The organism is Streptomyces venezuelae (assembly GCF_008642335.1).
In the GTDB taxonomy this organism is placed as follows: domain Bacteria; phylum Actinomycetota; class Actinomycetes; order Streptomycetales; family Streptomycetaceae; genus Streptomyces; species Streptomyces venezuelae_F.
The window spans coordinates 2,377,142-2,402,979 of record NZ_CP029191.1; the positions used below are offsets into that span (position 1 = coordinate 2,377,142).

The window sequence follows — 25,838 nt, forward strand, 5'->3', positions numbered from 1 at the left end:
TCCTCTTGTTCATCAGCCGGGCAGCCCCGCCGCCAGCAGTTCCACGAAGCCGACGTCCTGCCTGGCGACGCCGAAGACCTCGGCGCGGCGCAGGGTCCGCTCGGCCCAGGCGCGGTGCGGCTTCACCTCGTTCATCTTGTTCGTGTACGAGGAGCGCAGGACCCCGCCGCCGTCCCGCTCGGGGCGCAGGATGTCCTCGGCGTCGCTGAACTCCTCGTGGCTGACCACGGAGAGCGCGTGCACGGGCAGTACGTGCGAGGGGTGGATGCAGGTCTTGCCGAGCAGGCCGTTGGCGCGGTCGAGCTCGATCTCGCGGAGCAGTCCGTCCATGTCGTGCTCGATGAGGGCCTGGCGGAGCGCGTCGGCGCGGCTCTCCAGGAAGGGGCTGCGGCGCAGCTGCGGCTTGAACATCCGCTCCTGCACGCGGAAGTACTCCCAGACCGGTCCGGTGACGGTGAAGCCGGTGCCGTCGGCCCTGCCGAGGACGTTGACGACGTCGGCGATGACGGAGGCGACGATCTGCACGTCGTACGCGGTCATGTCCGGCGGCCTGCGCAGTCCGTACGCGGAGCAGAAGTCGGTGACGCCGAGGCGCAGCGCGAGGATCCGGTCGCGGTACTTGTCGACGGTGCGGGCTATGCCGGAGAGGGTCTCGGCGCGGCTCTCCAGGTGCAGCAGCTCGGGCGACTCCAGGACGGGCATGGCGAAGAGCCGTCGCGCCGGTCCGTCGGAGCCGTCAGGACCGCCGGATCCCGCCGGAAGCTCCGCCTCCGCGGCCACGAGCGCCTCCAGGAACGGAACGCCACGCTCCTCGGTGAACTTGGGCAGCACGAATCCGGACAGCAGCCGGACGCTCGGGCCGAGCCTGCGGACCAGGTCGGGTATCTGCTCGGCGGCGCGGACCCTGATGAAGAGCAGGGGCGGTTCGACGCCCCGCTCCGCCAGGTCGGCGAACTGCCGGACCAGGTTCTCCTCGGCGCCGGCGACCTCGCCGTCGTCGATGGAGTCCTCCAGGCAGACCACCATGGAGACCACGCCGCGCGCGGCCTGCTTCAGGATGTCCTCGGCGAGCCGGGGGCGGGTGGCCGGGCTGTAGAGCGTGGCACCCAGGGCGGGCGCGAGCAGGTGGGGCGGGGAGTCCGCGGTGAAGGCACACGGCTCCCGGTGGAAGAGGCGGTGCCGCACCTCTGGGGCGATATGCCCGAAATGACGCATGTGATTCCCTGCTATCGCCTGTTTCGTCGACGTGGGCCGTTCTGATGTGGCCGGTAATAGTACGTAGAGACGGGTGCCGGGGGTTCCCTCCGGGCATGAACTTCAGGTAACCCGGCCATGTCACACATGCTCACCACACAACCGTCGCACGCTCGCACCACCCGCAGGTCAGGAGCATGGTGACGCGGCCGGGACCTTGGGCCCCCCGCGTTGTCCCACCTCTGCGGGGGAAGGCAGGATGACCACATGACGCACGCGATGTTGAAGGGGTCGAACGTCCCTCTCGAAGCCTCGGCCGTCCGCGCCGTGCTGCGCTGGACCCCCGGACAGGGCGTCCCCGACGTCGACGCGTCGGCGCTGCTGCTCGGCGGCGACGGCCGGGTGCGCTCGGACGAGGACTTCGTCTTCTACAACCAGCCGCGCCACCCGGCGGGCAAGGTCTGGCGGCTCGGCAAGAAGCGGACCGCCGAGGGCCTGACGGACACGATCCAGACGGACCTGGCGGGCATGGACCCGGCCGTGAGCCGCGTGCTCCTCGCCGCGTCGGCGGAGGGCATCGCCTTCGAGCACGTCCCCGCGCTGCGGATCCTGCTGTACGACGCCACCGTCCCCGACGGCGAGCCGCTCGCCCACTTCGACATCACCCCGCAGACCGGCGAGGAGACCGCGCTGATCTGCGGCGAGCTCTACCGCCGCGGTGAGGGCTGGAAGTTCCGCGCGCTCGGCGAGGGGTACTCCAACGGCCTGGAGGGCCTCGCCTCGGACTTCGGCATCTCCGTGGACGACTCGGACTCCGCGGCCCCGGAGCCACCGCCCTCCACCTCCTTCCCGCTGCCGCCCCAGCAGCCCATGCCGCAGCACCAGCCCGCCCCGCAGTCGCCGCCGCAGCCCTCGTACGGCTATCCGCCCGAGCCGCCCCGGCACCCGGCGCCCCAGCCCTCCTACGGCTATCCGCCGGCCGCGCCCACCCAGCCGACCCCGATCGTGCAGCCGGCCCCGGTCGCCCAGCCGTCGTACGGCTATCCGCAGCCGGTGACCCCGATGCCGGACCCGAACTTCCGGCTGCCTCCGCAGGGGCCGCAGTTCCTGTCCCGCTGAGCCCGGCGACGGGGCCCGCACGGGGTCAGCCGACCTTGCTCTTGTAGCCGCGGCCCCACTGGAGCCCCCAGCCGTACAGCCGGTCGAGCTCGGCCTGGAAGCCGTAGACGAACTTGACCTCGCGGCGCACGATCAGCTCGTCCTTGACGTTCTCGATGGAGACGACCGCGCACGAGCGGGCCTGCGGCTGCCGTTCGTCCAGGTCGATCTCGATCCGGGGGCCGTTGCTGGGGTAGAGCGTCACCTTCGCGTGGGTGCGGTCGAAGGCAGGCGTCTGGTCGTAGATGTAGACGAAGATCAGCAGCCGCTTGATCGACTCGCGGTGGTCGAGGTTCACGTACAGCGTCTCGCCCGAGCCCGACCCGAACCGGTCGTCGCCGCTGCCCTTCACATACGGCGGGGAGTTGAGGCTGCCGAAGAAGTTGCCCAGCGGCTGCACCACGCCCTTGTCGCCGTCGGCCAGCTCGTAGAGGCAGCCCAGGTCGAGGTCGACGTTGACCATGCTCTGCGTGTGCGCCTGGACCGGCTCGGGCCGGAACAGCTGGAAGGGGTGCCGCAGCAGCCCGCCGCCGCGCGGCTTGCCGATCAGATCGGACGTCCGCATCTGCCAGGACAGGTTGACGCGGAGGTTGCCCGTGGCCGCGCCCTGCTTGGAGAGCGAGACCGTCGGGTGCCGCTTGGTCAGTTCGATGGAGTTGGTGGCGGCGCTGCCCGATTCATAGTCCGTCGAACGCCCACGCCACAGACCGTCCCAGAAGGACATTCCGCCCCCAAGTGCCCTTGTTCCCCTACTGATACCGACACGAATACCGACACGAATACCGACGGGGCGGCCATGAGGACATCTCCTCGACGGCCGCCCCGCACAGAGCGTTCCTCACCCCGGCCGCCGTCACACTCCGGGAACCGGAATCGGACAGCTCGGTGAGGGAATCGGTCAGTCTCAGACGCCCGAGGAGACCTCCGCCTTGTCTCCGGAACTCCCTTGCCCCTCGGCCGCCGCGAGCCGCTTGTTCCTGATCACCGACGAGATGAAGGACCAGGCGATCAGGATGACGCCGACGGATCCGGTGATGACCTCGTGGATCTCGTACTGGATCGTGACCAGGAGGATCACCGCGAGGGCACCGATCGCGTAGTGCGCGCCGTGCTCCAGGTACACGTAGTCGTCGAGGGTGCCCTGGCGGACCAGGTAGACCGTGAGGGACCGGACGTACATGGCACCGATACCGAGGCCGAGGGCCATCAGCACGATGTCGTTGGTGACGGCGAAGGCGCCGATGACGCCGTCGAAGGAGAAGGACGCGTCCAGGACCTCGAGGTAGAGGAACATGAAGAACGCGGCCTTGCCGGCCAGGACGACGGCAGGAACCTTCTTGCCCGACTTCGCGGCCGCTTCCTCCTGCTCGTGCTCGCGCTCCTCCTCTTCCTCGAGCTTGTTCTCGAAGTACCCGGAGAGGCCGCCGACCACGAGATACGTGATCAGACCCGCGATGCCCGAGATGAGGACCGTCTGCGCCTTGTCCACATGCATGCCGCCGTGCTGGTGGGCGTGGGTGGCGACGGTCATGGCGGAGACCAGGAGCACGACGAGCGCGATGCAGACCGACAGCATGTCGACCTTGCCGAGCTTGGCGAGCGGACGCTCCAGCCAGCCCAGCCACTTGATGTCCCGGTCCTCGAAGATGAAGTCGAGGAAGATCATCAGCAGGAACATGCCACCGAAGGCGGCGATCGACGGGTGCGCGTCGGTGACCAGCTGCTGGTACTGGTCCTTGTCGTTGAGCGCGAGACGGACGGCCTCGATCGGGCCGATCTTGGCGCTGATGGCCACGATGACGACGGGGAAGACCAGCCGCATGCCGAAGACCGCGATCAGCACACCGACGGTGAGGAAGATCTTCTGCCAGAAGGCATTCATCTTCTTCAGGATTCCGGCGTTGACCACCGCGTTGTCGAAGGACAGCGAGATCTCGAGGACGGACAGGATCGCCACGACGCCGAAGCCTGTCCACCCCCCGTAGAACACCGCGGCGACCAGGCCGAGCGCGGTCACCGCGAACGACCAGCCGAAGGTTTTCAGAAGCACTGGCTACCCAATCGTGTATGTACGGGCTCCCGTGTAGCGGTCTCCCCCGCGCCGGTCCCCTGCTTTACGAAACGTTGACCCCGAAGTCTAGAGCGATACCACGCAGACCCGACGCGTACCCCTGCCCGACTGCACGGAACTTCCACTCGCCCCCGTACCGGTACACCTCGCCGAAGATCATCGCCGTCTCCGACGACGCGTCCTCACTGAGGTCGTAGCGGGCCAGTTCCTGGCCGTCCGCCTGGTTCACGACGCGGATGAACGCGTTGCTGACCTGGCCGAACGTCTGGCCCCTGTTGTCCGCGTCATGGATCGAGACCGGGAAGATGATCTTGTCGCAGTTCTCCGGGACCTTGGAGAGGTCGATCAGGAGCGACTCGTCGTCACCGTCACCCTCACCCGTGAGGTTGTCGCCCGTGTGTTCGACGGAGCCGTCGGGGCTCTGCAGGTTGTTGTAGAAGACGAACCACTCGTCGCCGAGGACACGGCCCGCGTTGCACAGCAGCGCGCTGGCGTCGAGGTCGAAGGGGGCGCCGGTGGTGGAGCGCGCGTCCCAGCCCAGGCCGACGAGGATCTGGGTGAGGTTCGGTGCGGCCTTGGAGAGGGAGACATTGCCTCCCTTGGCGAGCGTGACGCCCATGGTGAAGTCCTCCCCGTGGTGACGGAAATCCCCGGACAGCGGTGACGCGCACGGGGTGGTGAGCACGTCCGGCGCCGCACCTCGAAACTGTGCGGCGCCGGACGGAGAGCGCTGGGGCGTGCTCGGCTCAGACGTTGACGCCGAAGTCCTGCGCGATGCCGCGCAGACCCGAGGCGTAGCCCTGGCCGACCGCGCGGAACTTCCACTCGGCGCCGTGGCGGTACAGCTCGCCGAAGACCATGGCGGTCTCCGTCGAGGCGTCCTCGGAGAGGTCGTACCGCGCGATCTCCGCGCCGCCCGCCTGGTTCACGACGCGGATGAACGCGTTGCGCACCTGGCCGAACGACTGCTGACGGTTCTCGGCGTCGTAGATCGAGACCGGGAAGACGATCTTCTCGACGTCGGCGGGGACCGCGGCCAGGTCGACCTTGATCGCCTCGTCGTCGCCCTCGCCCTCACCGGTGGTGTTGTCACCGGTGTGCTCGACGGAGCCGTCGGGGCTCTTCAGGTTGTTGAAGAAGACGAAGTTCTGGTCACTGCTGACCTTGCCCTCCGCGTTCGTCAGGATCGCGCTTGCGTCGAGGTCGAAGTCCGTACCGGTGGTGGTGCGGACGTCCCAGCCGAGGCCGACCAGAACCGCGGTCAGGCCCGGCGCCTCCTTGCTCAGCGATACGTTGCCGCCCTTGCTGAGGCTGACTCCCACGAGTCCTCCCAATTGGTGTCCAGGGGCGGGGAGCCCCAAGCGTTGCGTTGCCATCGGATCAACGTGTGGATCCTAGTGACCGGTTCCCGGCCGCGAGCGAAAACAGGGCTCGCTCAGAGCGTTTCGAGCGCCTCGACGTACTCGTTCAGGTCACGCGCGTCGGGCAGGTCGTTGACTACGGTCCAGCGCACCACGCCCTCCTTGTCGATGATGAAGGTGCCGCGCACCGCGCAGCCCTTCTCCTCGTCGAAGACGCCGTACGCCCGCGAGACCTCACCGTGCGGCCAGAAGTCGGAGACCAGCGGGTACTCCAGGCCCTCCTGCTCGGCGAAGACGCGCAGCGTGTGGATGGAGTCGTTGGAGACCGCGAGCAGCTGGGTGTCGTCGTTGACGAACTTCGGGAGCTCGTCGCGGAGCGCGCAGAGCTCGCCGGTGCACACGCCGGTAAAGGCGAACGGGTAGAACAGCAGCACCACGTTCTTCTCGCCGCGGAAGTCGGACAGCTTCACGGTCCGGCCGTGGTTGTCCTTCAGCTCGAAATCCGGGGCCTTGGTGCCGGCCGCGATTCCATCGAGCGCCATGTGTACGCATCCCTTCGACGGGGCCCATTCGAGTGGGGCTGTTCGGGTGACCCCACCCTACGTCCGCGCGTTCCCCGCGGCCCGTACCCCACGCATGCGCGAGGCTCCCCGCCGACCAGCAGGTCGGCGAGGAGCCTCACCAGCACTCGTTCCGGCGGAGCGCTATCGCTTCTTGGCGGCGCCCTTCGGCGTGTTGAGCCGGCTGCCGCTCCAGTCCTTGCCGGCGTTGACGCTCTTGGTCGCCGACAGTCCGGCGGTGGTGGCCGCCTCGCCGATCTCGCTCGGCTCGACGTAACCGTCACGACCGGTCTTCGGAGTCAGCAGCAGGATCGAGCCGCCTTCCTCCATGTACGCGATGGCATCCACCAGCGCATCAGTCAGGTCCCCGTCGTCCTCACGGAACCAGAGCACCACGGCGTCGGCCACGTCGTCGTACTCCTCGTCGACGAGCTCTGTGCCTGTGGCCTGCTCGATGGCCTCGCGGAGCTCCTGGTCGACGTCGTCGTCGTAGCCGATCTCCTGGACCACCTGGTCGGGCTGGAAACCAAGCCTTACGGCAAGGTTCGTCTCCGCGTGGTCCGCGGTCGCGCTCACGGATTGCCTCCTGATCATGTTTTTGGGAATGCCTGTCAGCCACGCGCGTGCGCGGGGCGTTGGCCGTAGTCCACACGGGCGGGACGGATCGCGCAAGTACCCGGCCGCCGAGACCGCCGAAACGGTGACGTTCCCGACCGTGTCGCCGCAACTGTCGCCACATCCGTACGAGACCGAACGGCTCTGCGAAGCGGTTAGGCAGGATGGGCGTATCGTTGCGATTTGGGCCGAGCCTACCCCAGGGGCGGCCGACCGGGCGTCTCGGTTACCTCTCAGTAGACATGACGTTTGCGTCCGCGAGGTACACGATGGGGAGCGGTGCACGGCCAGGCATGACCCAGGCGAAAGCCCCAACAGCGAAGGAACAGCGTGGCTTCCGGATCCGATCGCAACCCGATCATCATTGGCGGCCTGCCGAGTCAGGTCCCGGACTTCGATCCCGAAGAGACCCAGGAGTGGCTCGACTCCCTCGATGCCGCGGTCGACGAACGCGGCCGTGAGCGGGCCAGGTACCTGATGCTCCGGCTGATCGAGCGCGCGCGGGAGAAGCGCGTCGCCGTGCCGGAGATGCGCAGTACGGACTACGTCAACACGATCGCCACCAAGGACGAACCGTTCTTCCCGGGCAACGAGGAAATCGAACGCAAGGTCCTGAACGCCACCCGCTGGAACGCCGCGGTGATGGTCTCCCGCGCCCAGCGCCCCGGCATCGGCGTCGGCGGCCACATCGCCACCTTCGCCTCCTCCGCCTCGCTCTACGACGTGGGCTTCAACCACTTCTTCCGCGGCAAGGACGAGGGCGACGGCGGCGACCAGATCTTCTTCCAGGGGCACGCGTCCCCCGGGATCTACGCCCGCGCCTTCCTCCTCGACCGGCTCTCCGAGGAGCAGCTCGACGCGTTCCGCCAGGAGAAGTCGAAGGCCCCGAACGGTCTGTCGTCCTACCCCCACCCGCGCCTCATGCCGGACTTCTGGGAGTTCCCGACCGTCTCGATGGGCCTCGGCCCGCTCGGCGCGATCTTCCAGGCCCGCATGAACCGCTACATGGAGGCGCGCGGCATCGCCGACACCTCCAAGTCGCACGTGTGGGCCTACCTCGGCGACGGCGAGATGGACGAGCCCGAGTCGCTCGGCCAGCTCTCCATCGCCGCCCGTGAGGGCCTGGACAACCTGACCTTCGTCGTCAACTGCAACCTGCAGCGCCTCGACGGCCCGGTGCGCGGCAACGGCAAGATCATCCAGGAGCTGGAGTCGCAGTTCCGCGGCGCCGGCTGGAACGTCATCAAGCTGGTCTGGGACCGCAGCTGGGACCCGCTGCTCGCGCAGGACCGCGACGGCGTCCTGGTCAACCGGCTCAACACCACGCCCGACGGCCAGTTCCAGACGTACGCGACCGAGACCGGTTCGTACATCCGCGAGCACTTCTTCGGCGACGACCACCGGCTGCGCGCCATGGTCGAGAACATGACCGACGAGCAGATCCTGCACCTGGGCCGCGGCGGTCACGACCACAAGAAGGTCTACGCGGCGTACGCGGCGGCGAAGGCCCACAAGGGCCAGCCGACGGTGATCCTCGCGCAGACGGTCAAGGGCTGGACCCTCGGCCCGAACTTCGAGGGCCGCAACGCCACGCACCAGATGAAGAAGCTCACGGTCGACGACCTCAAGGGCTTCCGCGACCGGCTGCACATCCCGATCACGGACAAGCAGCTGGAGGGCGGCGCCCCGCCGTACTACCACCCGGGCCGCGACTCCGAAGAGATCCAGTACATGCACGACCGCCGCAAGAGCCTGGGCGGTTACGTCCCGACCCGCGTCGTGCGCTCCAAGCCCCTCCAGCTCCCCGAGGACAAGGCGTACGCGGCCGCGAAGAAGGGCTCGGGCCAGCAGTCGATCGCCACCACCATGGCGTTCGTCCGCATCCTCAAGGACCTCATGCGGGACAAGGAGATCGGCAAGCGTTTCGTGCTGATCGCCCCTGATGAGTACCGCACCTTCGGCATGGACGCGTTCTTCCCGAGCGCGAAGATCTACAACCCGCTCGGCCAGCAGTACGAGGCGGTGGACCGCGAACTCCTCCTCGCGTACAAGGAGTCGCCGACGGGCCAGATGCTGCACGACGGCATCTCCGAGGCGGGCTGCACGGCGTCCCTGATCGCCGCAGGTTCGGCCTACGCGACGCACGGCGAGCCGCTCATCCCCGTCTACGTCTTCTACTCGATGTTCGGTTTCCAGCGCACCGGCGACCAGTTCTGGCAGATGGCCGACCAGCTCGCGCGCGGTTTCGTCCTCGGCGCGACCGCCGGACGCACGACGCTGACCGGTGAGGGCCTGCAGCACGCGGACGGCCACTCGCAGCTGCTCGCCTCCACGAACCCGGGCTGCGTCGCCTACGACCCGGCGTTCGGCTACGAGATCGCGCACATCGTCAAGGACGGCCTGCGCCGGATGTACGGCCCTGACAGTGAGGACGTCTTCTACTACCTCACCGTCTACAACGAGCCGATCCAGCACCCGGCCGAGCCCGCCGACGTGGACGTCGACGGCATCCTCAAGGGCATCTACCGCTTCAAGTCCGGTGAGCAGGGCGCCATCCCCGCGCAGATCCTCGCGTCCGGCGTCGCGGTGCCGTGGGCGGTCGAGGCGCAGCAGATCCTGGCCTCGGAGTGGAACGTCAAGGCGGACGTCTGGTCGGCGACCTCCTGGAACGAGCTGCGCCGCGAGGCGGTGGACGTGGAGCGCCACAACCTCCTGCACCCGGAGGAGGAGCAGCGCGTCCCGTACGTGACGCGGAAGCTGTCCGGCGCCGAGGGCCCGTTCGTGGCCGTCTCGGACTGGATGCGGAGCGTCCCGGACCAGATCTCCCGCTGGGTGCCCGGCACGTACCAGTCGCTCGGCGCGGACGGCTTCGGCTTCGCGGACACGCGCGGTGCGGCCCGCCGTTACTTCCACATCGACGCGCAGTCGATCGTGGTCGGCGTGCTGACCGAGCTGGCGCGCGAGGGCAAGGTGGACCGCTCGGTCCTGAAGCAGGCGGTCGACCGCTACCAGCTTCTGGACGTCGCGGCGGCCGACCCGGGCGCGGCGGGCGGCGACGCGTAGGCAGTACGGCGCGCCCGGCAGGGCGGAGAAGCGAGCCGGAGGGCGGCGGGATCGGTTCCCGTCGCCCTCCGGCTTTCCCGCTTGCGTCTGCGGGCCCGTCAGGACGTGCGGTGCGTCGCGCGATCCGGCCGGTTCCGCGACCCCGTACGGCCGCGTGAGCCGGGGAGCTTGCGCGTGGTGCGTCCGGGGCCCGCCACGGTCCGGGTACCCGCCTTCAGCTCTCCCAGACCTTGAAGGCCCGGATGCGGTACGGCGATTCGGGTGCCCAGGTGCCGCCGCCCGGGTACGTGTCGAACTCGCCGGTCTCCGCGCACTCCGCCGACTGGTACGTGGTGACGGGCCGTCCCGTGCGGTTGGCGAGGGCTTCCGCGCTGCCCCCCTCCGGCAGCGCGGTGCAGCTCTCGATGTCGATGTCCGACAGCTCGTACACCTGGCGGGCGCCCTTGAACTGCGCCTTCTGCCAGAGACAGAGCTCCCCCGGGCCGCAGGCGCGCAGCGTCGGCGGGGCGGCCGCTCCGGCGTGTGCGGGTGTGAGGATGACGGCGGCGAGTGCGGCTGCCGTGACGGTCGCGGGCATGGTCGTACGCATGTGCTGAACCCCCGTGTGAAGCGGATCTTCTGACTGCTCGGTTCTTCTGACTGCACTGTGGACCCGCTCGCCGGTGCGCCGGAAGGGGTACGGACGCCGCCCACCCTGATAGGCGAAAGCCCCCCAGGATGTCCCTGAGGGGCTTTCCCTGATCCCGGGGGGCTCAGATGTGGCCGACTCCCGCGCCCGCCTCCGCGTTGTCGCCGCGCTTGGTCAGGAACGCGACGAACACCGCGACCACGGCGACGCCGGTGGCGACCAGGCAGGCCATGCCCATGCCCGACATGAAGGTGTCGTGCGCGACGGTGGTGATCTGGTCGGCGACGGACGGCGGAGCCTTCGGCGGCACCGGCGCCACGCCGACCTGGACGGCCTCCGCCGCCTTGTCGAGCTGGGCCTCGCTCAGCGGCGGGAGCTTCGCGTCGGCCCAGTTCTCGGGCAGGTCGCTGTCGACCTTCGAGGCCATGACGGCGCCGAGGACGGCCGTGCCGAGGCTGCCGCCGATCTGCATCGCGGCCTGCTGGAGGCCGCCCGCGACACCGGAGAGCTCCATCGGCGCGTTGCCGACGATGACCTCGGTGGCGCCGACCATGACGGGGGCGAGGCCGAGGCCGAGGAGGGCGAACCAGATCGACATGAGGCCGCTGCCGGTGCCGGCCTCCAGCGTGGACATGCCGTACATCGCGATGGCCGTGCAGAGCATGCCGCCCGCCAGCGGGATGCGCGGGCCCATCTTGGTGATCATGGCGCCCGCGAGCGGCGAGCCGATGATCATCATGCCGGTGAGCGGCAGCAGGTGCAGACCGCTGTCGACAGGGCTCATCCCGTGCACGTTCTGCAGGTAGAAGGTGACGAAGAACAGTCCGCCCATGAACGCGATGGCCATGAGCACCATCAGGACCACGCCCGCGGACAGCGGCACGGAGCGGAACAGCGCCAGCGGGATGAGCGGCTCCTCGACCTTCGACTCCCAGACCGCGAAGAGCGCGAAGCTCACCACGGAGGCGCCGATGAAGGTCCAGGTCATGCCCGCACCCCAGCCCCACTCGGGGGCCTTGATGAGCGCCCAGACGAGGCAGAACATGGCCGCCGAGAGCAGCGCGATGCCGACGACGTCGAAGGACTTCGGCGCGTTCTCCGCGCGGTGGTCCTTGAGGATGACGATGCCGAGCACCAGGGCGATGATGCCGACCGGCACGTTGATGAAGAAGACGGACTGCCAGCTGACGTGCTGGACCAGGAGGCCGCCGAGGATCGGGCCGCCTGCCGTGGACGCGCCGATGACCATGCCCCAGATGCCGATGGCCATGTTGAGCTTCTCGGCCGGGAACGTGGCCCTGAGGAGGCCGAGCGCGGCGGGCATCAGCAGGGCTCCGAAGAGTCCCTGGAGCACGCGGAAGGTGACCACGAAAGCGATGCTGTCCGAGAGGCCGATGGCTCCGGAGGCGGCGGCGAAGCCGACCACGCCGATCAGGAACGTCTGCCGGTGGCCGAAGCGGTCGCCGAGCTTGCCCGCGGTGATCAGTGCGACGGCGAGCGCGAGGAAGTAGCCGTTGGTGATCCACTGGACGTCCGCGAAGGTGGCGCCGAGATCCTTCTGGATGGCCGGGTTCGCTATCGCCACGATGGTGCCGTCGAGGGCGACCATCATCACGCCGATCGCCACGGCGAACAGCGTCAGCCAGGGGTGGCCACGGAGCCCCTTGGCCGGGGCCGGAACGGGTGCGGGCTCCGGCGCCTTGTCCGCCTTGTCGACGGTGATCTGACTAGTCATACGGGGAGGCTAGTGACAGCGACTGACAGTTGACAAACCATTTCACAAGTCGGTAACTGTCACGTAGCTCACAGGTATGGTGAACTGGGAAAACGCGACGAGAACGCGACAAAGACGCGAGGGAGAGGGCCACGGTGTGAAGACGACCCGGCCGGCGCCAGGACTGCGCGAGCTCAAGAAGCAGCGCACCCGGGACACCCTCCTGCGCGTGGCACTCGAACTCTTCACGACCAAGGGGTACGAGGAGACGACCGTCGACGAGATCGTCGAAGCGGTCGACGTCTCGCAGCGCACCTTCTTCCGCTACTTCGCCAACAAGCAGGAAGCCGCCTTCGCCGTCCAGGAGATGATCGAGGCGCGCTTCGTCCAGGCCGTGCGCGACCGCCCCGCCCACGAGGCCCCGCTGGAGGCGCTGCGCGGCGCCGTCCTCGGCACCTGGGAAGCGATGGGACAGTCCATCGAGGAGGTCGTCCCCGTCGAACTCCACATGCGCACCTATCAGATGATCGAGTCGACGCCCACCCTGCTCGCCGTCCATCTGCGCCGCTCCATCGAGACCGAGGACGAGGTCGCCCGCGTGATCGCCGAGCGCGAGGGGCTCGACCTGGAGACCGACCCGCGGCCGCGCGTGGCGGTCGCCGCGTTCAGCGGGGTCATGCGGATCACGGGCCGCCAGTGGGGCGCGGGCGAGGACACGAGCCCGGAGTCCATCCGCGCGCTGACGGAGCGGTACCTCGACCACCTGGGGCCCGCACTGGCGGAGGGCTGGCGCACCCCGCACGGAGCGTGACCCGGTGGCGCGGATGCGCCCGCCATGCCTCAATTCACCCTTCAGAAACGTGATCTGCACCACGCGATGCACGGTAAACATCACGGTTCTCCTAGGGTGTTCCGTAGTGACTTCCTTCGACTCCTCCCCTCAACTCAACGCATGGCGCGCGCTGCTCGCGCTTGCCGTCGTGTTCGTCATGCTGGCGACCACCGGCTGGACCGCCGTGCGCCACAACAAGGGCGACGCGTCGCCCCTGCAAGCCGCGCTCTCCGCCTGGGAGCGGGGAAGCATCGATGGGCGCCCGCTGCCCGACGCCGATGCCCCCGCGGGCCGGCTCGCCCGCTTCTTCGCCTCCCTCGACGGACACCAGCGCGACCGGCTCGCCGGCCGCTACCCGCTCGCGGTCGGCAACATGAACGGCGCGCCCGCCACGCTCCGCTACCGTGCGAACCACATCGCGCTGGGTCAGGCCCGCAAGGTGGAGCGTGCGCGCATGCACGACAAGCGCCTCTCCCCGCTGGGCCAGCAGGAGGCCGAGCGCAGGATGAAGCGGTTCGGCGTGATGATGCGCCCGGGACGCCAGGTCCTCGCCTTCGACCCCATGGGCTCCGGACGCATGGCGGAGGTCTTCGGAGATATAGACAAGGCGCGCCGTGTCTCCGTCGTCGTGCCCGGTGTCGACACCAACGTGCTCACCTTCGAGCGGACGTTCCGCAAGTACTCGGCACCGGTGGGCATGGCGAAGTCGCTCTACCGCGAGGAGCGCGCGGTCAGCCCCCGCGCGCGTACCGCCGTGATCGCCTGGGCCGACTACACCGCGCCCGTCGGCATCGGCGTGGACGCGGCCACCGCCATGCGCGCCGAGGACGGGGCCACCCGCCTCGAAGCGATGGTGCGCGGTCTGCCCGGTCGTACGCCGGTCGCGCTGTACTGCCACAGCTACGGCTCCGTGGTGTGCGGTGTGGCCGCGCGGGACCTGCCCTCGCGGGTCACGGACATCGCGGTGGCGGGCAGCCCCGGCATGCGGGCCGACTCGGCGTCCCAGCTGGACACGGGCGCCCGGATCTGGGCGACCCGGGACGGCGACGACTGGATCCAGGACGTTCCGAACATGGAGTTCGGCGGGCTCGGCCACGGCGCCGACCCGGTGGCCGAGGGCTTCGGCGCGCGCGTGTTCTCCGCGGCGGGCGCCCGGGGGCACACCGGCTATTTCGAGCCGGGCACGGAGAGCCTGCGGAACTTCGCGGAAATCGGGACTGGTTCGTACCACGCGGTGCGGTGCGCGAGCGGGGACGGTGCCTGCCGGAAGGGTATTTCCGGCGGGGCAGCGGCCTGACGCGCGTAGAAATCGATGAAACAGCGGCCCGCCGCGGGAGGGACGGAGGAGCGCGTGCCGCCTACGATGAGCCGCATGGGTGATGTTCTGGCCGGATTTCATGCCGCCTGGGAGTTCGAGTCCGACTCTGTGCTCATCCGCTTCGAACGGGGAATCCGCACGCCGAAGCTCTTCCAGGCGCTCGGCGAACGGCGCGTCCCCCTCGATGCGATCTCGGCGGTGACGCTCTCCCCCGGCAAACGCGGGACCGTGGTCCTGCATGCCGTCCCGAGACCGGGCGCCGATCCTCTGATGGAGGCCGCGGCGGGTCAGCTCAAGGAGAGCTGCGACCCGTACCGCCTGGTGCTGCCCGCGGAGCGGGAGACGCTCGCCGAGTACTACGCGGACGAGCTGCGGGCGCAGCTCCGGCCGGACGACGGCGAGAGCGCGGACCGCTTCCTGGTGGCGCCGCCCGAGGCGCCGCTGCAGTTCAAGGCGTACGACGGGAAGGCGTCCTTCGACGGGAAGCTGGTGTCGTTCCGCTGGTTCTGGACCGGCGCGTCCTCGGCGAAGTGGAAGGCCGGTGACCAGAGCTTCCCGGTCACCGACCTGAGCGGCATCGAGTGGCGCTCCCCCGAGGTGTTCGAGGGTCATCTGCGGCTGCTGCGGCGCGAGACGCCGGTGGCGCAGCCCGCACAGGCCGACCAGGACCCGGCGGCCGTCGTCTTCGGCCTCGGGTACGGCCCGGTCCACGAATCGCTGCCGTTCGCCGCGTCGGTCCTCGCGGCGGTGCGGGCGTCGGGCCCGGCGCCGAACTCCGACGGCCCGGGCGCCGTCGCCGCCGCCGTGACGCCCGCCGTGCGGCGCGACCCCGCGGACATCGCGGAGCGCATCCGGCACCTGGGCGAGCTGCATCAGGCGGGTCTGCTCACGGACGACGAGTTCACGATGAAGAAGACCGAGCTCCTCGCCGAGCTGTGAGCCACCCGGTACGGACTACTCGCGTCCCGCCGACGTGAAGGTCATGTCGGCGTAGCGGTCGCCCGCGACGCCCGCGGCGATCGGTTCGAGGGCGGCGAGGTCGTTCTCGGTGAGGGTGATGCGGGTGGCCGCGGTGTTCTCCTCGACCCGGGTGGCCTTGCGGGTGCCGGGGATCGGGACGACGGGCAGGCCGTGGACGTCCGCCTGCTGCTGGACCCAGGCGAGCGCGACCTGGCCGGGGCTGGCTCCGTGCGCCTCGGCGACGGAGCGCACGGGGGCCAGGAGGGCGGCGTTGGCGGTGGCGTTGTCCCCGGTGAAGCGGGGCTGCTGGCGCCGGAAGTCGTCCTCGCCGAGCTCCTTGTCGGCGCTGACGAACGAGCCGGTGAGGAAGCCGCGGCCGAGCGGGGAGTACGGCACGAGGGCCACGCCGAGCTCGGCGGCGGCGGGGACCACGCCGCGCTCGATGTCGCGGCTGAACAGCGACCACTCCGACTGCACGGCGGCGACGGGGTGGACGGCGTGCGCGGCGCGCAGCTCGCCGCCGGTGACCTCGCTCAGGCCGATGTGCTTGACCTTGCCCGCGGCGACGAGCTCCGCGAGCACGCCGACGGTCTCCTCGATCGGCACGTTCGGGTCGCGGCGGTGCATGTAGTAGAGGTCGATGACGTCCGTGCCGAGGCGGCGCAGGCTCGCGTCGACGCTGGCGCGGATGTACGCGGGGCTGTTGTCGATGCGCCGCTTCGTCGGCTCCGCCGGGTCGATGCCCAGGGCGAACTTGGTGGCGATGACGATCTCGTCGCGGTGCGCCTTGACGAAGGGGGCGAGGAACTCCTCGTTCTCACCCGCGCCGTAGACGTCGGCGGTGTCGTAGAGGGTGACGCCGAGCTCCAGTGCGCGGTCCAGGGTGGCGCGGGCCTGGTCGGTGTCCGTGGGGCCGTAGGCGAAGCTCATGCCCATGCAGCCGAGACCCTGGACGCCGACCTCGGGGCCGCCCGTGCCGAGCCGCACCTTCGCTATTGCCTTGTCCGTCATCAGTCAGGGCCTTTCCGACGCCCTGCGGGCGCACGCATAGTTGTCGATCTTGTGGTCGAGGACGGCGAGGGTGTCCTGCAGCTCCGCGATGCGGGCGCGGACGTCGCGCCGGGTCTGCTCCAGGAGTTCCTGGCGCTGGGGGAAGGTGTGCTCCCCTTCGCGCACCAGCTCCGCGTACCGGACCATGTCCGCCACGGGCATCCCGGTCAGACGCAGCTTGCCGACGAAGGACAGCCAGTTCAGGTCGCGGTCGCTGTAGCGGCGCTGGCCCGTGTGGGAGCGGTCGATGTGCGGCATCAGGCCGATCCGCTCGTACCAGCGCAGGGTGTAGGCGGAGAGGCCGGTGCGGTCGACGACTTCACTGATCGTGTAGTGGTCCTGCCCGTCCGGTTTCGCCTGGGTCCTGGTCTCCGTCACCGTCATGACCCACACGCTAGAACCTTGGAGTGCACTCCAAGCAAGCGGATCCGACGGAAATCCGGGAGACGTCTCAGCCCCTGGTCAGTACGGTCCCCCGCATGAGTCTCGTACGCCGTGCCACGCCGGAAGACGCCGAGGAACTGCTCAGACTGAGGCAGGTGATGATCGACTCCGTCTTCGCCGGGCGCTCCGGCGCCGTGGGCGCCGACGCGTCCGACACGAGCTGGCACGCCGAGTCCCTGCCGACCGTACGGCGTCGGCTCGCCGAGCCCGAGGGGGACTTCGCGGCGTTCGTCGTCGATCATCCGGAGCGCCCCGGCGGGCTCGCCGCGCTGGCCGTCGGCACGCTCGACTACCGGATCGGGCGCGCGGGCAACCCGCAGGGCCTGACCGGCTCGGTCTTCAGCGTCGCCACCGACCCGGACCAGCGGCGCAGGGGGTACGCGCGAGCGGCCATGGAGGTGCTGCTCGACTGGTTCCGCGAGCGCGGGGCGCGCAGCGTGGACCTCAACGCGTCGGCGGAGGCAGAACCGCTGTACGCCTCCCTCGGCTTCGTCCGCAAGCCCGACCCCTCGATGCGGCTCAACCTGTGAGCGCCTTAGGCTCGGACGCATGCAGAGCCTCGTATTGATCGAGAACTGGCCGGTCCCCACCGCTGCCGCCGCCGTCGTCCGGGCGGACGGCACCGTCGTGGGGGCGCACGGCCCCACGGACCGGCGGTTCGCGCTCGCCTCGGTCACCAAGCCCCTCGCGGCGTACGCGGCGCTCGTCGCGTACGAGGAGGGGGCGATCGAGCTCGACGAGCCCGCCGGGCCCGAGGGGTCGACGGTGCGGCACCTGCTCGCGCACACCAGTGGCCTCGCGTTCGACGAGCACCGGGTGACGTCGGCGCCGGGGACACGGCGGCTGTACTCGAACGCGGGGTTCGAGGTGCTCGGCGATCACATCGCCAAGGCGACCGACATCCCCTTCGTGGAGTACCTGCGGCAGGCGGTCCTGGAGCCGCTGGGGATGACGTCCACCGCGCTGGAGGGCGACCTCTCGCCCGCCAAGGACGGCGTGTCGACGGTCGACGACCTGGTGCGGTTCGCGGCCGAGGTGCAGGCCCCGCAGCTCCTGGACGCGCGGACCGTGGCGGCGGCGATGACCGTGACGTACCCCGGCCTGAAGGGCGTCCTGCCCGGGTACGGGCACCAGAACCCCAACGACTGGGGGCTCGGCTTCGAGATCAGGGACTCCAAGTCGCCCCACTGGACGGGGAGTTCGTCCTCGCCTCGGACCTTCGGACACTTCGGACAGGCCGGTACGTTCCTGTGGATCGACCCCGACGCGCAGGCGGCCTGCGTCGCGCTCACCGACCGGCCCTTCGGGCCGTGGGCCGCCGAGGTGTGGCCCCCGTTCACCGACGCGGTGCTCGCCGACCTCCGCGGCTAGGCACACGAGCACCACGGTCAGGCGGCGCTCGTCATCTCCCAGATCAGTACCTCGGCCCCGCCCTGGGCCTCCCCTTCGAGGTCCGGCTCGGCGCTGATCCGCGCCGAGTCGCCCGGTTCCAGCAGGTCACCCGCGAGGGACAGCCTGCCGCGCACCACGTGGACGTACACGAACGGCGCCTCCGGTATCGCGAGGCGCTCGCCCGCCGCGGGCCGCCGCACGTGCAGGAGCGCCCCCGCGTCCGGCACCGCGTACGGCGTCGAGTCGGCGATCCCGCGCACCACCTCGTAGGACGGTTCGCCGCCCGGGGCGAGCGGGGCCAGCCACATCTGGACGAAGACCAGCGGGTCGGGGCCGTCGTTGCGCTCCACGTGGCGGACGCCGCCCGCGGCCGAGAGGTGCTGGACGTCGCCGGGGCGGACCAGGGACGCGTGGCCCGCCGAGTCGCGGTGGGTGAGCTCGCCCTCGACGACCCAGGTCACGATCTCCGTGTGGCTGTGCGGATGCTCGTCGAAGCCCGCGCCGGGCGCCAGGCGCTCTTCGTTGCAGGCCAGGACCGCGCCGAAGCGGAGGTTGTCGGGGTCGTAGTGGGAACCGAAGGAGAAGGCGTGGCAGGACTCGATGCCGGCCGCGGTCTCCCCGCCGCGGTACCGGTCGCCGGAGCGCCGTACATCAATCACGCCCCCCACGGTAGGACAGGTCCAGGCCCCTGCACCGCATGTCCCCGCCCCGATAAGGCAGTCTTGTCCCCGTGCCCGAACCTTCAGCGAACGCAGCCCCTCAGGACGCCCGACGGTCCGCCCACGCCCATGCCGCGACCCTGAAGCGCCTGGAGAAGTCGTCCGGGAGCCTCGCGGCGCAGGCCATCGCGCGCATGGACGAGACGCTGTCCTGGTACCGGGCGATGCCGCCGGAGAACCGCTCCTGGATCGGCCTGGTCGCCCAGGCCGGTATCGCCGCGTTCACCGAGTGGTTCCGGCACCCGGACGCCCCCCAGGCCATCTCCACCGACGTCTTCGGCACCGCCCCGCGCGAGCTGACCAGGGCGATCACCCTGCGCCAGACCGTGGAGATGGTGCGTACGACGATCGAGGTCATGGAGTCGGCGATCGACGAGGTCGCCGCGCCGGGCGACGAGTCGGTGCTGCGGGAGGCCCTCCTCGTCTACGCCCGCGAGATCGCCTTCGCCACCGCGCAGGTGTACGCGCAGGCCGCCGAGGCACGCGGTGCCTGGGACGCCCGGCTCGAATCGCTCGTCGTGAACGCGGTCCTCTCCGGCGAGGCCGACGAGGGCGCCGTCTCGCGCGCCGCGGCCCTCGGCTGGAACTCGCCCGAACACGTCTGCGTGGTCCTCGGCACCGCCCCCGACGGCGACAGCGAGCTCACCGTGGAGGCCATCCGCCGCGCCGCCCGGCACGCGAAACTGCAGGTCCTGACGGGTGTGCTCGGGGACCGCCTGGTCGTCATCGCGGGCGGCAACGACAATCCGCTGCACGTCGCGAAGTCCCTGATCGGCCCGTACGCCGCCGGTCCCGTGGTGGCCGGGCCCATCGTCCCCGACCTGCTCGCCGCCACCCGCTCCGCGCAGGCCGCGGCCGCCGGACTCAAGGCCTCCGCCGCCTGGCAGGACGCCCCGCGGCCCGTCCTCGCGGACGATCTGCTGCCCGAACGCGCGATCGCGGGGGATCCGGCGGCGCGCGAGCAGTTGGTGGAGGAGATCTACAGACCACTGGAGGAAGCGGGCTCGGCGCTCCTGGAGACGCTCAGCGTCTATCTGGAACAAGCCAGCAGCCTCGAAGGCGCGGCCAGAATGCTCTTCGTCCACCCCAACACCGTGCGCTACCGGCTCCGACGTGTGACTGACGTCACCGGCTGGTCACCTTCCGACGTCCGCTCGGCTTTCACGCTGCGGATCGCGCTGATCCTGGGGCGGCTGGCCGACGGCGATCCTCAGTCGTAGGGTTTGTCGGCGGGTTTGTCGGCCTCCTACAAATCCCCCAGCGGTTCTTCGTCCCTGTCCCCACGGGCGGGTCCCACCGTCCACAAGAGAGAGTGTAAGAGTGCTCGTACTCGTCGCTCCCGGCCAAGGCGCTCAGACGCCCGGCTTCCTGACCCCCTGGCTCGACCTCCCCGGTGCTGCCGACCGCATCACCGCCTGGTCGGACGCCATCGGGCTCGACCTCGCCCACTACGGCACCCAGGCCGACGCGGACGCGATCCGCGACACGGCCGTGGCCCAGCCGCTGCTCGTGGCCGCCGGTCTGCTCTCCGCCGCGGCACTCGGTGACATCACGCCGGGCGCCGTCGCCGGACACAGCGTCGGCGAGATCACGGCCGCCGCGTACGCCGGAGTGCTCGGCGAGGACGACGCGCTGCGCCTCGTGCGCAAGCGCGGGCTCGCGATGGCCGACGCCGCCGCCGTCACGGAGACCGGCATGGCCGCCCTCCTCGGCGGCGACCCCGAGGTCACCGTCCCGCACCTGGAGAAGCTCGGGCTGACCCCGGCGAACGTGAACGGCGCAGGCCAGATCGTTGCCGCAGGCACCCTGGAGCAGCTCGCGGCGCTGCAGGAGGACAAGCCCGAGGGCGTCCGCAAGGTCGTCGCCCTCAAGGTCGCGGGCGCGTTCCACACCGAGCACATGGCGCCCGCGGTCGCCGCGCTGGAGGAGGCCGCCAAGGACCTCCCCGTCGCCGACCCGCGCTTCACCTACGTCTCGAACCGCGACGGCAAGGCGGTCGCCACCGGTACCGACGTGATCTCCCGCCTGGTCGGGCAGGTCGCCAACCCGGTCCGCTGGGACCTGTGCATGGAGACCTTCCAGGAGCTCGGCGTGACCGCGCTGATCGAGGTGTGCCCCGGCGGCACGCTGACCGGTCTGGCCAAGCGCGCCCTCAAGGGCGTCCAGACCCTCGCGGTGAAGACCCCCGATGACCTCGACGCGGCCCGCGCGCTCGTCGCCGAGCATTCCTGAGCCGACGACAGACAAGGAGCCGTAGCGCATGTCGAAGATCAAGGCCGCACAAGGCCATCCGTACGCGCGGATCATGGGCGTCGGCGGCTACCGTCCCACCCGGGTCGTGCCGAACGAGGTCATCCTCGAGACGATCGACTCGTCCGACGAGTGGATCCGCTCCCGCTCCGGCATCGCGACCCGCCACTGGGCCTCCGACGAGGAGACCGTGGCCGCGATGTCCGTGGAGGCCGCGGGCAAGGCGATCGCCGACGCCGGCATCACGCCCGAGCAGGTCGGAGCCGTCATCGTCTCCACCGTCTCGCACTTCAAGCAGACCCCGGCCATCGCGACCGAGATCGCGGACAAGGTCGGCGCGGGCAAGCCCGCCGCGTTCGACATCTCCGCGGGCTGCGCCGGCTTCGGCTACGGCCTCACCCTCGCCAAGGGCATGGTCGTCGACGGTTCCGCCGAGTACGTCCTGGTGATCGGCGTGGAGCGGCTGAGCGACCTCACCGACCTGCACGACCGTGCGACGGCGTTCCTCTTCGGTGACGGCGCGGGCGCCGTGATCGTGGGCCCCTCCAAGGAGCCGCGGATCGGTCCGACGGTGTGGGGCTCGGAGGGCGACAAGGCCGAGACGATCAAGCAGACCGAGGCGTGGGACGTGTACCGCAACGGTGGCGCCCCCGCCAAGTACCCTGCCATTACCCAGGAGGGCCAGGCGGTCTTCCGCTGGGCCGTGTTCGAGATGGCGAAGGTCGCCCAGCAGGCGCTGGACGCGGCCGGAATCACCGCGGACGACCTGGATGTCTTCATTCCGCACCAGGCCAACGAGCGGATCATCGACTCGATGGTGAAGACTCTGAAACTGCCGGAACACGTCACGGTCGCCCGTGATGTGCGCACCACCGGTAACACCTCGGCCGCCTCGATCCCGCTCGCGATGGAGCGGCTCCTGGCGACCGGCGAGGCGAAGAGCGGCGACACCGCCCTCGTCATCGGCTTCGGGGCGGGTCTCGTCTACGCAGCCACGGTCGTTACCCTCCCCTAGGCATCACGTCCGGATCACCTGGTCCGGGCGCTGCAACCAACCTGCCGCTGCCGCGGCGGGCGCCACACCCTCTGGATACATAAGAAGGAGCGCCAACATGGCCGCCACTCAGGAAGAGATCGTCGCCGGTCTCGCGGAGATCGTCAACGAGATCGCCGGCATCCCGGTCGAGGACGTCCAGCTGGACAAGTCCTTCACCGACGACCTGGACGTCGACTCGCTGTCCATGGTCGAGGTCGTCGTCGCCGCCGAAGAGCGCTTCGACGTGAAGATCCCGGACGACGACGTCAAGAACCTCAAGACGGTCGGCGACGCGACCAAGTACATCCTCGAGCACCAGAGCTGACCCAGCTCGTGCTCTGTCGCCACCCGGCGGTGGCGCCGCTGATCCCCTCAACACCGTGGAGAATTTTCCTGTGAACTCGACCAATCACACCGTGGTCGTCACCGGTATCGGCGCAACCACACCGCTGGGTGGCGACGCAGCGTCGACGTGGGAGGGCCTGCTCGCGGGCCGCTCCGGCGTCAGCACGCTGGAGCAGGACTGGGCAGCCGAGCTGCCCGTCCGCATCGCCGGCCAGATCGCCGTGGAGCCGGGCGAGGTCATCCCCCGCCCGCAGGCCCGGAAGCTGGACCGGTCGGCGCAGTTCGCGCTGATCGCGGCCAAGGAGGCCTGGGCGGACGCCGGTTTCACCGCCAAGGCGGGCGAGGACTCCGCCGTGGACCCGCACCGTCTCGGTGCGGTCATCGCCTCCGGCATCGGCGGCGTGACCACGCTTCTCGACCAGTACGACGTGCTGAAGGAGAAGGGCGTACGCCGCGTCTCCCCGCACACCGTGCCGATGCTGATGCCCAACTCCCCGGCGGCCAACGTCGGCATCGAGCTGGGCGCCATGTCGGGCGTCCACACCCCGGTGTCGGCCTGCGCCTCGGGCGCGGAGGCCATCGGCTACGCGATCGAGATGATCCGCACCGGCCGCGCCGACGTCGTCGTCGCGGGCGGCACGGAGGCGGCGATCCACCCGCTGCCGATCGTCGCGTTCGGCAACATGATGGCGATGTCGAAGAACAACGACGACCCGCAGGGCGCCTCGCGTCCCTACGACGCCGACCGCAACGGCTTCGTGCTCGGCGAGGGCGCCGGCGTGATCGTCCTGGAGTCCGAGGAGCACGCCAAGGCCCGCGGCGCGAAGATCTACGCGGAGGCCGTCGGCCAGGGCATCTCGGCCGACGCGCACCACATCACGCAGCCCGAGCCGTCCGGCAACGGCATCGCCGCGGCGCTGCAGAACCTGCTCGACTCGACCGACCTCAAGCCCGCCGAGATCGTGCACGTGAACGCGCACGCGACCTCGACGCCGCAGGGTGACGTCGCGGAGATCAAGGCGCTGCGCAAGGCGTTCGGCGACGACGTGGACCACATGGCGATCGCCAGCACCAAGTCGATGACGGGTCACCTGCTCGGTGGCGCCGGCGGCGTGGAGACCGTGGCGACGGTCCTCGCGCTGAAGCACCGGATGGCCCCGCCGACGATCAACATCGAGAACCTCGACCCGGAGGTCGACGCGGACATCATCCGCAACGAGGCCCGCGCGCTGCCCGAGGGCAGGATCGCGGCGCTGAACGACTCGTTCGGCTTCGGCGGTCACAACGTCGTCCTGGCGTTCCGGACCGTCTGACCTCGCTCGTAGTACGTACGCGAAGGGCCCCCACCACCTGGTGGGGGCCCTTCGCGCGTCTCAGACCACTTGGTGGAGCCACCGCACGGGTGCGCCCTCGCCCGCGTATCTGAAGGGTTCGAGTTCGTCGTCCCAGGGCTTGCCGAGGAGCTTGGCGAGTTCCGCCTCCAGGTCGCTCTCGCCGCGCTGCGAGCGGGCCAGCGCGGCGCGGAGCCGGTCCTCGGGGATCAGGATGTCGCCGTGCATTCCGGTGACGGCGTGGTAGATGCCGAGCTCGGGCGTGGCGCTGTACCGCTCGCCCTCGGCGCCGGCGCAGGGTTCCGCCGTGACCTCGAAGCGCAGCAGATCCCAGCCGCGCAGGGCGGAGGCGAGCTTGGAGGCGGTGCCCACCGAGCCCTGCCAGGAGAATTCGGATCTCCAGGTGCCCGGCGCGGCGGGCTGCCTGATCCAGTCGAGGCTCACACGCGCGCCGAGCACGCCCGCGACGGCCCACTCGACGTGTGGGCACAGCGCGCGCGGAGCGGAGTGCACGTACAGAACTCCACGTGTCGTCACCGGGACCTCCAGTGTGGGTCGAGGTTCGCCTTCCCCAGCGGCCTCGCGCCCGTGCCGAGCAGTTTTCCCAAATACTAGATAAACCTGGGAAAAGGGGACAGATGTGACGTGATGTAATTTAGCGGAACCACTAGAGCGAGGCGCCACCGGGTGGATCACCCGCCCTGTCGCTGCCGTGACAGCAGGGGCCCGGCGGCTATGGGCCCGAGGCTACCGTGCGGCGGCGCAAGGAGTGTGACGTACCGTCGGTCCGAAGGCCAGGAAACTCCGACCTTTCACCCGGCGGGGCGCAACCCCGGGCACGCGCACCACGTCACGTTGAACGACCGAGGGGAGCAGGGGATGCGGAACCGCAGGCGCCGGTCGCGCGCCGTCGTCGCCCTCGCGACGGCGGCTCTGCTCTGCGGCGGGGCGCTGACCGCGTGCGACGCGCAGGGCGGGAACTCGGGGGCGCCGGGCGGCTCGTCCGCGCCCCGCAAGCCGTCGCCGAAACCCACCCCCGCGTGGGACACCTCGCCTCGCTCGCTGGCCGCGGTCGGCGACTCCATCACGCGCGGCTTCGACGCGTGCTCGGTGCTGTCCGACTGCCCCGAGGCGTCCTGGGCGACCGGCACGGACACCGAGGTCGACAGCCTGGCGACGCGACTGCTCGGGAAGGGGCGGGCCGCGTCGCACAGTTGGAACCACGCGAAGACCGGCGCCCGTATGGCGGATCTGACCGGGCAGGTCGAGCGGGCCGCCGCGGACCGTCCCGAGCTGGTGACGGTGATGACGGGCGCCAACGACGCGTGCCGTCCGACGGCCGCCTCGATGACGCCGGTCGGCGAGTTCCGCGCCGACTTCGAGGAGGCGCTGCGCACACTGCGCCGCGAGCTGCCGAAGGCGCAGGTGTACGTGGCGTCGGTGCCGGACCTGAAGCGGCTCTGGTCGCAGGGGCGGACGAACCCGCTGGGCAAGCAGGTGTGGAAGCTGGGCATCTGCGCCTCCATGCTGGCCGACCCCGACGACCTGGACGCCGCGGCGACGCGGCGGCGCGCGTCGGTGCAGGACCGCGTGGTCGCGTACAACAAGGTCCTCGAAGACGTGTGCGACAAGGACCGGCGCTGCCGTTACGACGGCGGGGCGGTCTTCGACTACCGCTTCGACGGCGACCAGTTGAGCCACTGGGACTGGTTCCACCCCAGCAAGAACGGCCAGGCGCGGCTCGCGGAGATCGCATACCGGCAGGTGACGTCGCGGAAGCCGGTGGCGTAGGCCTCC

General features: G+C 70.1%; 26 protein-coding genes. 13 read left to right on the forward strand and 13 right to left on the reverse strand.

All coding sequences use genetic code 11. The annotated features are described in order from the left end of the window. Positions 1-12 precede the first annotated feature (12 nt). Positions 13-1,215 (reverse strand): HpcH/HpaI aldolase/citrate lyase family protein, encoded by a 1,203-nt coding sequence (locus DEJ49_RS10630; protein WP_150183909.1) that lies wholly within the window; start codon positions 1,213-1,215, stop codon positions 13-15. Positions 1,216-1,461: 246 nt separating this feature from the next. Here DEJ49_RS10630 and DEJ49_RS10635 point away from each other — a divergent pair, with 246 nt between their 5' ends. Further along, a complete protein-coding gene (locus tag DEJ49_RS10635) occupies positions 1,462-2,313 on the forward strand; it encodes a TerD family protein (protein ID WP_150183910.1) in 852 nt (283 codons plus the stop codon). A 25-nt stretch (positions 2,314-2,338) separates the two neighbouring features. Here DEJ49_RS10635 and DEJ49_RS10640 read toward each other — a convergent pair whose 3' ends face one another. The 6 genes from DEJ49_RS10640 to DEJ49_RS10665 all read right to left on the reverse strand — a co-directional run bounded on the left by DEJ49_RS10640 (position 2,339) and on the right by DEJ49_RS10665 (position 6,920). Next, positions 2,339-3,076 (reverse strand): Tellurium resistance, encoded by a 738-nt coding sequence (locus tag DEJ49_RS10640; RefSeq protein WP_150183911.1) that lies wholly within the window; start codon positions 3,074-3,076, stop codon positions 2,339-2,341. Positions 3,077-3,256: 180 nt separating this feature from the next. Then, complete coding sequence (locus DEJ49_RS10645; protein WP_150183912.1) at positions 3,257-4,402, reverse strand: DUF475 domain-containing protein; 1,146 nt, start codon at positions 4,400-4,402, stop codon at positions 3,257-3,259. Between the two features lie 64 nt (positions 4,403-4,466). Beyond that, positions 4,467-5,042: a TerD family protein gene (locus DEJ49_RS10650; protein WP_150188149.1), complete on the reverse strand. Its 576-nt coding sequence runs from the start codon at positions 5,040-5,042 to the stop codon at positions 4,467-4,469. Positions 5,043-5,169: 127 nt separating this feature from the next. Next, positions 5,170-5,745, reverse strand: a complete 576-nt coding sequence (locus DEJ49_RS10655) for a TerD family protein (protein ID WP_055545611.1) — start codon at positions 5,743-5,745, stop codon at positions 5,170-5,172. A 113-nt stretch (positions 5,746-5,858) separates the two neighbouring features. After that, positions 5,859-6,326 (reverse strand): peroxiredoxin, encoded by a 468-nt coding sequence (locus DEJ49_RS10660; RefSeq protein WP_150183913.1) that lies wholly within the window; start codon positions 6,324-6,326, stop codon positions 5,859-5,861. A gap of 162 nt (positions 6,327-6,488) precedes the next feature. Further along, positions 6,489-6,920: a DUF3052 domain-containing protein gene (locus DEJ49_RS10665; protein ID WP_150183914.1), complete on the reverse strand. Its 432-nt coding sequence runs from the start codon at positions 6,918-6,920 to the stop codon at positions 6,489-6,491. Positions 6,921-7,289: 369 nt separating this feature from the next. Here DEJ49_RS10665 and aceE point away from each other — a divergent pair, with 369 nt between their 5' ends. Then, positions 7,290-10,022, forward strand: coding sequence for a pyruvate dehydrogenase (acetyl-transferring), homodimeric type (gene aceE / locus DEJ49_RS10670; RefSeq protein WP_150183915.1), 2,733 nt, complete (start codon positions 7,290-7,292; stop codon positions 10,020-10,022). Between the two features lie 214 nt (positions 10,023-10,236). On the opposite strand, the gene DEJ49_RS10675 is transcribed toward aceE, so the two are convergent. Together DEJ49_RS10675 and DEJ49_RS10680 are read right to left on the reverse strand one after the other, a co-directional pair. Continuing rightward, the gene (locus DEJ49_RS10675; protein WP_150183916.1) at positions 10,237-10,611 is read right to left on the reverse strand and encodes a peptidase inhibitor family I36 protein; all 375 of its coding nucleotides are present in this window, start codon (positions 10,609-10,611) and stop codon (positions 10,237-10,239) included. A gap of 163 nt (positions 10,612-10,774) precedes the next feature. Then, positions 10,775-12,385 carry an MFS transporter gene (locus DEJ49_RS10680; protein WP_150183917.1) on the reverse strand — a complete coding sequence of 537 codons (1,611 nt, stop codon included), beginning with the start codon at positions 12,383-12,385 and terminating at the stop codon, positions 10,775-10,777. 136 nt (positions 12,386-12,521) lie between these two features. On the opposite strand from DEJ49_RS10680, the gene DEJ49_RS10685 reads away from it, so the two are divergent. The 3 genes from DEJ49_RS10685 to DEJ49_RS10695 all read left to right on the forward strand — a co-directional run bounded on the left by DEJ49_RS10685 (position 12,522) and on the right by DEJ49_RS10695 (position 15,453). Then, entirely contained in the window at positions 12,522-13,175 is a 654-nt protein-coding gene (locus DEJ49_RS10685; protein WP_223832790.1) for a TetR/AcrR family transcriptional regulator, read from the forward strand. 106 nt (positions 13,176-13,281) lie between these two features. Further along, positions 13,282-14,493 (forward strand): alpha/beta hydrolase, encoded by a 1,212-nt coding sequence (locus DEJ49_RS10690; RefSeq protein WP_150183919.1) that lies wholly within the window; start codon positions 13,282-13,284, stop codon positions 14,491-14,493. Positions 14,494-14,568: 75 nt separating this feature from the next. Further along, entirely contained in the window at positions 14,569-15,453 is an 885-nt protein-coding gene (locus DEJ49_RS10695; RefSeq protein WP_190329313.1) for a DUF4429 domain-containing protein, read from the forward strand. A gap of 15 nt (positions 15,454-15,468) precedes the next feature. On the opposite strand, the gene DEJ49_RS10700 is transcribed toward DEJ49_RS10695, so the two are convergent. After that, positions 15,469-16,485 carry an aldo/keto reductase gene (locus DEJ49_RS10700; protein ID WP_150183920.1) on the reverse strand — a complete coding sequence of 339 codons (1,017 nt, stop codon included), beginning with the start codon at positions 16,483-16,485 and terminating at the stop codon, positions 15,469-15,471. Between the two features lie 3 nt (positions 16,486-16,488). After that, positions 16,489-16,908 (reverse strand): MerR family transcriptional regulator, encoded by a 420-nt coding sequence (locus tag DEJ49_RS10705; RefSeq protein ID WP_150183921.1) that lies wholly within the window; start codon positions 16,906-16,908, stop codon positions 16,489-16,491. A 95-nt stretch (positions 16,909-17,003) separates the two neighbouring features. On the opposite strand from DEJ49_RS10705, the gene DEJ49_RS10710 reads away from it, so the two are divergent. Together DEJ49_RS10710 and DEJ49_RS10715 are read left to right on the forward strand one after the other, a co-directional pair. Continuing rightward, positions 17,004-17,498 carry a GNAT family N-acetyltransferase gene (locus DEJ49_RS10710; RefSeq protein WP_150183922.1) on the forward strand — a complete coding sequence of 165 codons (495 nt, stop codon included), beginning with the start codon at positions 17,004-17,006 and terminating at the stop codon, positions 17,496-17,498. Positions 17,499-17,517: 19 nt separating this feature from the next. Next, positions 17,518-18,339, forward strand: a complete 822-nt coding sequence (locus DEJ49_RS10715) for a serine hydrolase domain-containing protein (protein WP_150183923.1) — start codon at positions 17,518-17,520, stop codon at positions 18,337-18,339. A 17-nt stretch (positions 18,340-18,356) separates the two neighbouring features. Here DEJ49_RS10715 and DEJ49_RS10720 read toward each other — a convergent pair whose 3' ends face one another. Beyond that, positions 18,357-19,019: a pirin family protein gene (locus DEJ49_RS10720; RefSeq protein ID WP_150183924.1), complete on the reverse strand. Its 663-nt coding sequence runs from the start codon at positions 19,017-19,019 to the stop codon at positions 18,357-18,359. A gap of 71 nt (positions 19,020-19,090) precedes the next feature. On the opposite strand from DEJ49_RS10720, the gene DEJ49_RS10725 reads away from it, so the two are divergent. The 5 genes from DEJ49_RS10725 (at position 19,091) to fabF (ending at position 24,023) form a co-directional block, all read left to right on the forward strand. Further along, positions 19,091-20,299, forward strand: a complete 1,209-nt coding sequence (locus DEJ49_RS10725) for a PucR family transcriptional regulator (protein ID WP_150183925.1) — start codon at positions 19,091-19,093, stop codon at positions 20,297-20,299. 100 nt (positions 20,300-20,399) lie between these two features. Next, complete coding sequence (locus DEJ49_RS10730) at positions 20,400-21,311, forward strand: ACP S-malonyltransferase (protein WP_150183926.1); 912 nt, start codon at positions 20,400-20,402, stop codon at positions 21,309-21,311. Positions 21,312-21,339: 28 nt separating this feature from the next. Further along, positions 21,340-22,344, forward strand: coding sequence for a ketoacyl-ACP synthase III (locus DEJ49_RS10735; RefSeq protein WP_150167363.1), 1,005 nt, complete (start codon positions 21,340-21,342; stop codon positions 22,342-22,344). 97 nt (positions 22,345-22,441) lie between these two features. Next, a complete protein-coding gene (locus DEJ49_RS10740) occupies positions 22,442-22,690 on the forward strand; it encodes an acyl carrier protein (protein ID WP_150167365.1) in 249 nt (82 codons plus the stop codon). A 70-nt stretch (positions 22,691-22,760) separates the two neighbouring features. Then, entirely contained in the window at positions 22,761-24,023 is a 1,263-nt protein-coding gene (gene fabF / locus DEJ49_RS10745) for a beta-ketoacyl-ACP synthase II (RefSeq protein ID WP_150183927.1), read from the forward strand. A 60-nt stretch (positions 24,024-24,083) separates the two neighbouring features. Here fabF and DEJ49_RS10750 read toward each other — a convergent pair whose 3' ends face one another. Then, positions 24,084-24,578: a DUF3145 domain-containing protein gene (locus DEJ49_RS10750; protein WP_150167370.1), complete on the reverse strand. Its 495-nt coding sequence runs from the start codon at positions 24,576-24,578 to the stop codon at positions 24,084-24,086. A 342-nt stretch (positions 24,579-24,920) separates the two neighbouring features. Between DEJ49_RS10750 and DEJ49_RS10755 the strand changes: the two genes are divergently transcribed. Then, positions 24,921-25,832, forward strand: coding sequence for an SGNH/GDSL hydrolase family protein (locus tag DEJ49_RS10755; protein WP_150183928.1), 912 nt, complete (start codon positions 24,921-24,923; stop codon positions 25,830-25,832). Positions 25,833-25,838 lie beyond the last annotated feature (6 nt).

What these genes read in the sequence shown, in the direction of transcription:
- DEJ49_RS10660 (WP_150183913.1), bottom strand. Translation starts at nt 6,326, where the DNA reads ATGGCGCTCGATGGAATCGCGGCCGGCACCAAGGCCCCGGATTTCGAG.
- DEJ49_RS10630 (WP_150183909.1), bottom strand. Translation starts at nt 1,215, where the DNA reads ATGCGTCATTTCGGGCATATCGCCCCAGAGGTGCGGCACCGCCTCTTC.
- DEJ49_RS10710 (WP_150183922.1), top strand. Translation starts at nt 17,004, where the DNA reads ATGAGTCTCGTACGCCGTGCCACGCCGGAAGACGCCGAGGAACTGCTC.
- DEJ49_RS10705 (WP_150183921.1), bottom strand. Translation starts at nt 16,908, where the DNA reads ATGACGGTGACGGAGACCAGGACCCAGGCGAAACCGGACGGGCAGGAC.
- DEJ49_RS10680 (WP_150183917.1), bottom strand. Translation starts at nt 12,385, where the DNA reads ATGACTAGTCAGATCACCGTCGACAAGGCGGACAAGGCGCCGGAGCCC.
- DEJ49_RS10715 (WP_150183923.1), top strand. Translation starts at nt 17,518, where the DNA reads ATGCAGAGCCTCGTATTGATCGAGAACTGGCCGGTCCCCACCGCTGCC.
- DEJ49_RS10700 (WP_150183920.1), bottom strand. Translation starts at nt 16,485, where the DNA reads ATGACGGACAAGGCAATAGCGAAGGTGCGGCTCGGCACGGGCGGCCCC.
- DEJ49_RS10635 (WP_150183910.1), top strand. Translation starts at nt 1,462, where the DNA reads ATGACGCACGCGATGTTGAAGGGGTCGAACGTCCCTCTCGAAGCCTCG.
- DEJ49_RS10735 (WP_150167363.1), top strand. Translation starts at nt 21,340, where the DNA reads ATGTCGAAGATCAAGGCCGCACAAGGCCATCCGTACGCGCGGATCATG.
- DEJ49_RS10755 (WP_150183928.1), top strand. Translation starts at nt 24,921, where the DNA reads ATGCGGAACCGCAGGCGCCGGTCGCGCGCCGTCGTCGCCCTCGCGACG.
- DEJ49_RS10675 (WP_150183916.1), bottom strand. Translation starts at nt 10,611, where the DNA reads ATGCGTACGACCATGCCCGCGACCGTCACGGCAGCCGCACTCGCCGCC.
- DEJ49_RS10740 (WP_150167365.1), top strand. Translation starts at nt 22,442, where the DNA reads ATGGCCGCCACTCAGGAAGAGATCGTCGCCGGTCTCGCGGAGATCGTC.
- DEJ49_RS10650 (WP_150188149.1), bottom strand. Translation starts at nt 5,042, where the DNA reads ATGGGCGTCACGCTCGCCAAGGGAGGCAATGTCTCCCTCTCCAAGGCC.
- DEJ49_RS10640 (WP_150183911.1), bottom strand. Translation starts at nt 3,076, where the DNA reads ATGTCCTTCTGGGACGGTCTGTGGCGTGGGCGTTCGACGGACTATGAA.
- DEJ49_RS10695 (WP_190329313.1), top strand. Translation starts at nt 14,569, where the DNA reads ATGGGTGATGTTCTGGCCGGATTTCATGCCGCCTGGGAGTTCGAGTCC.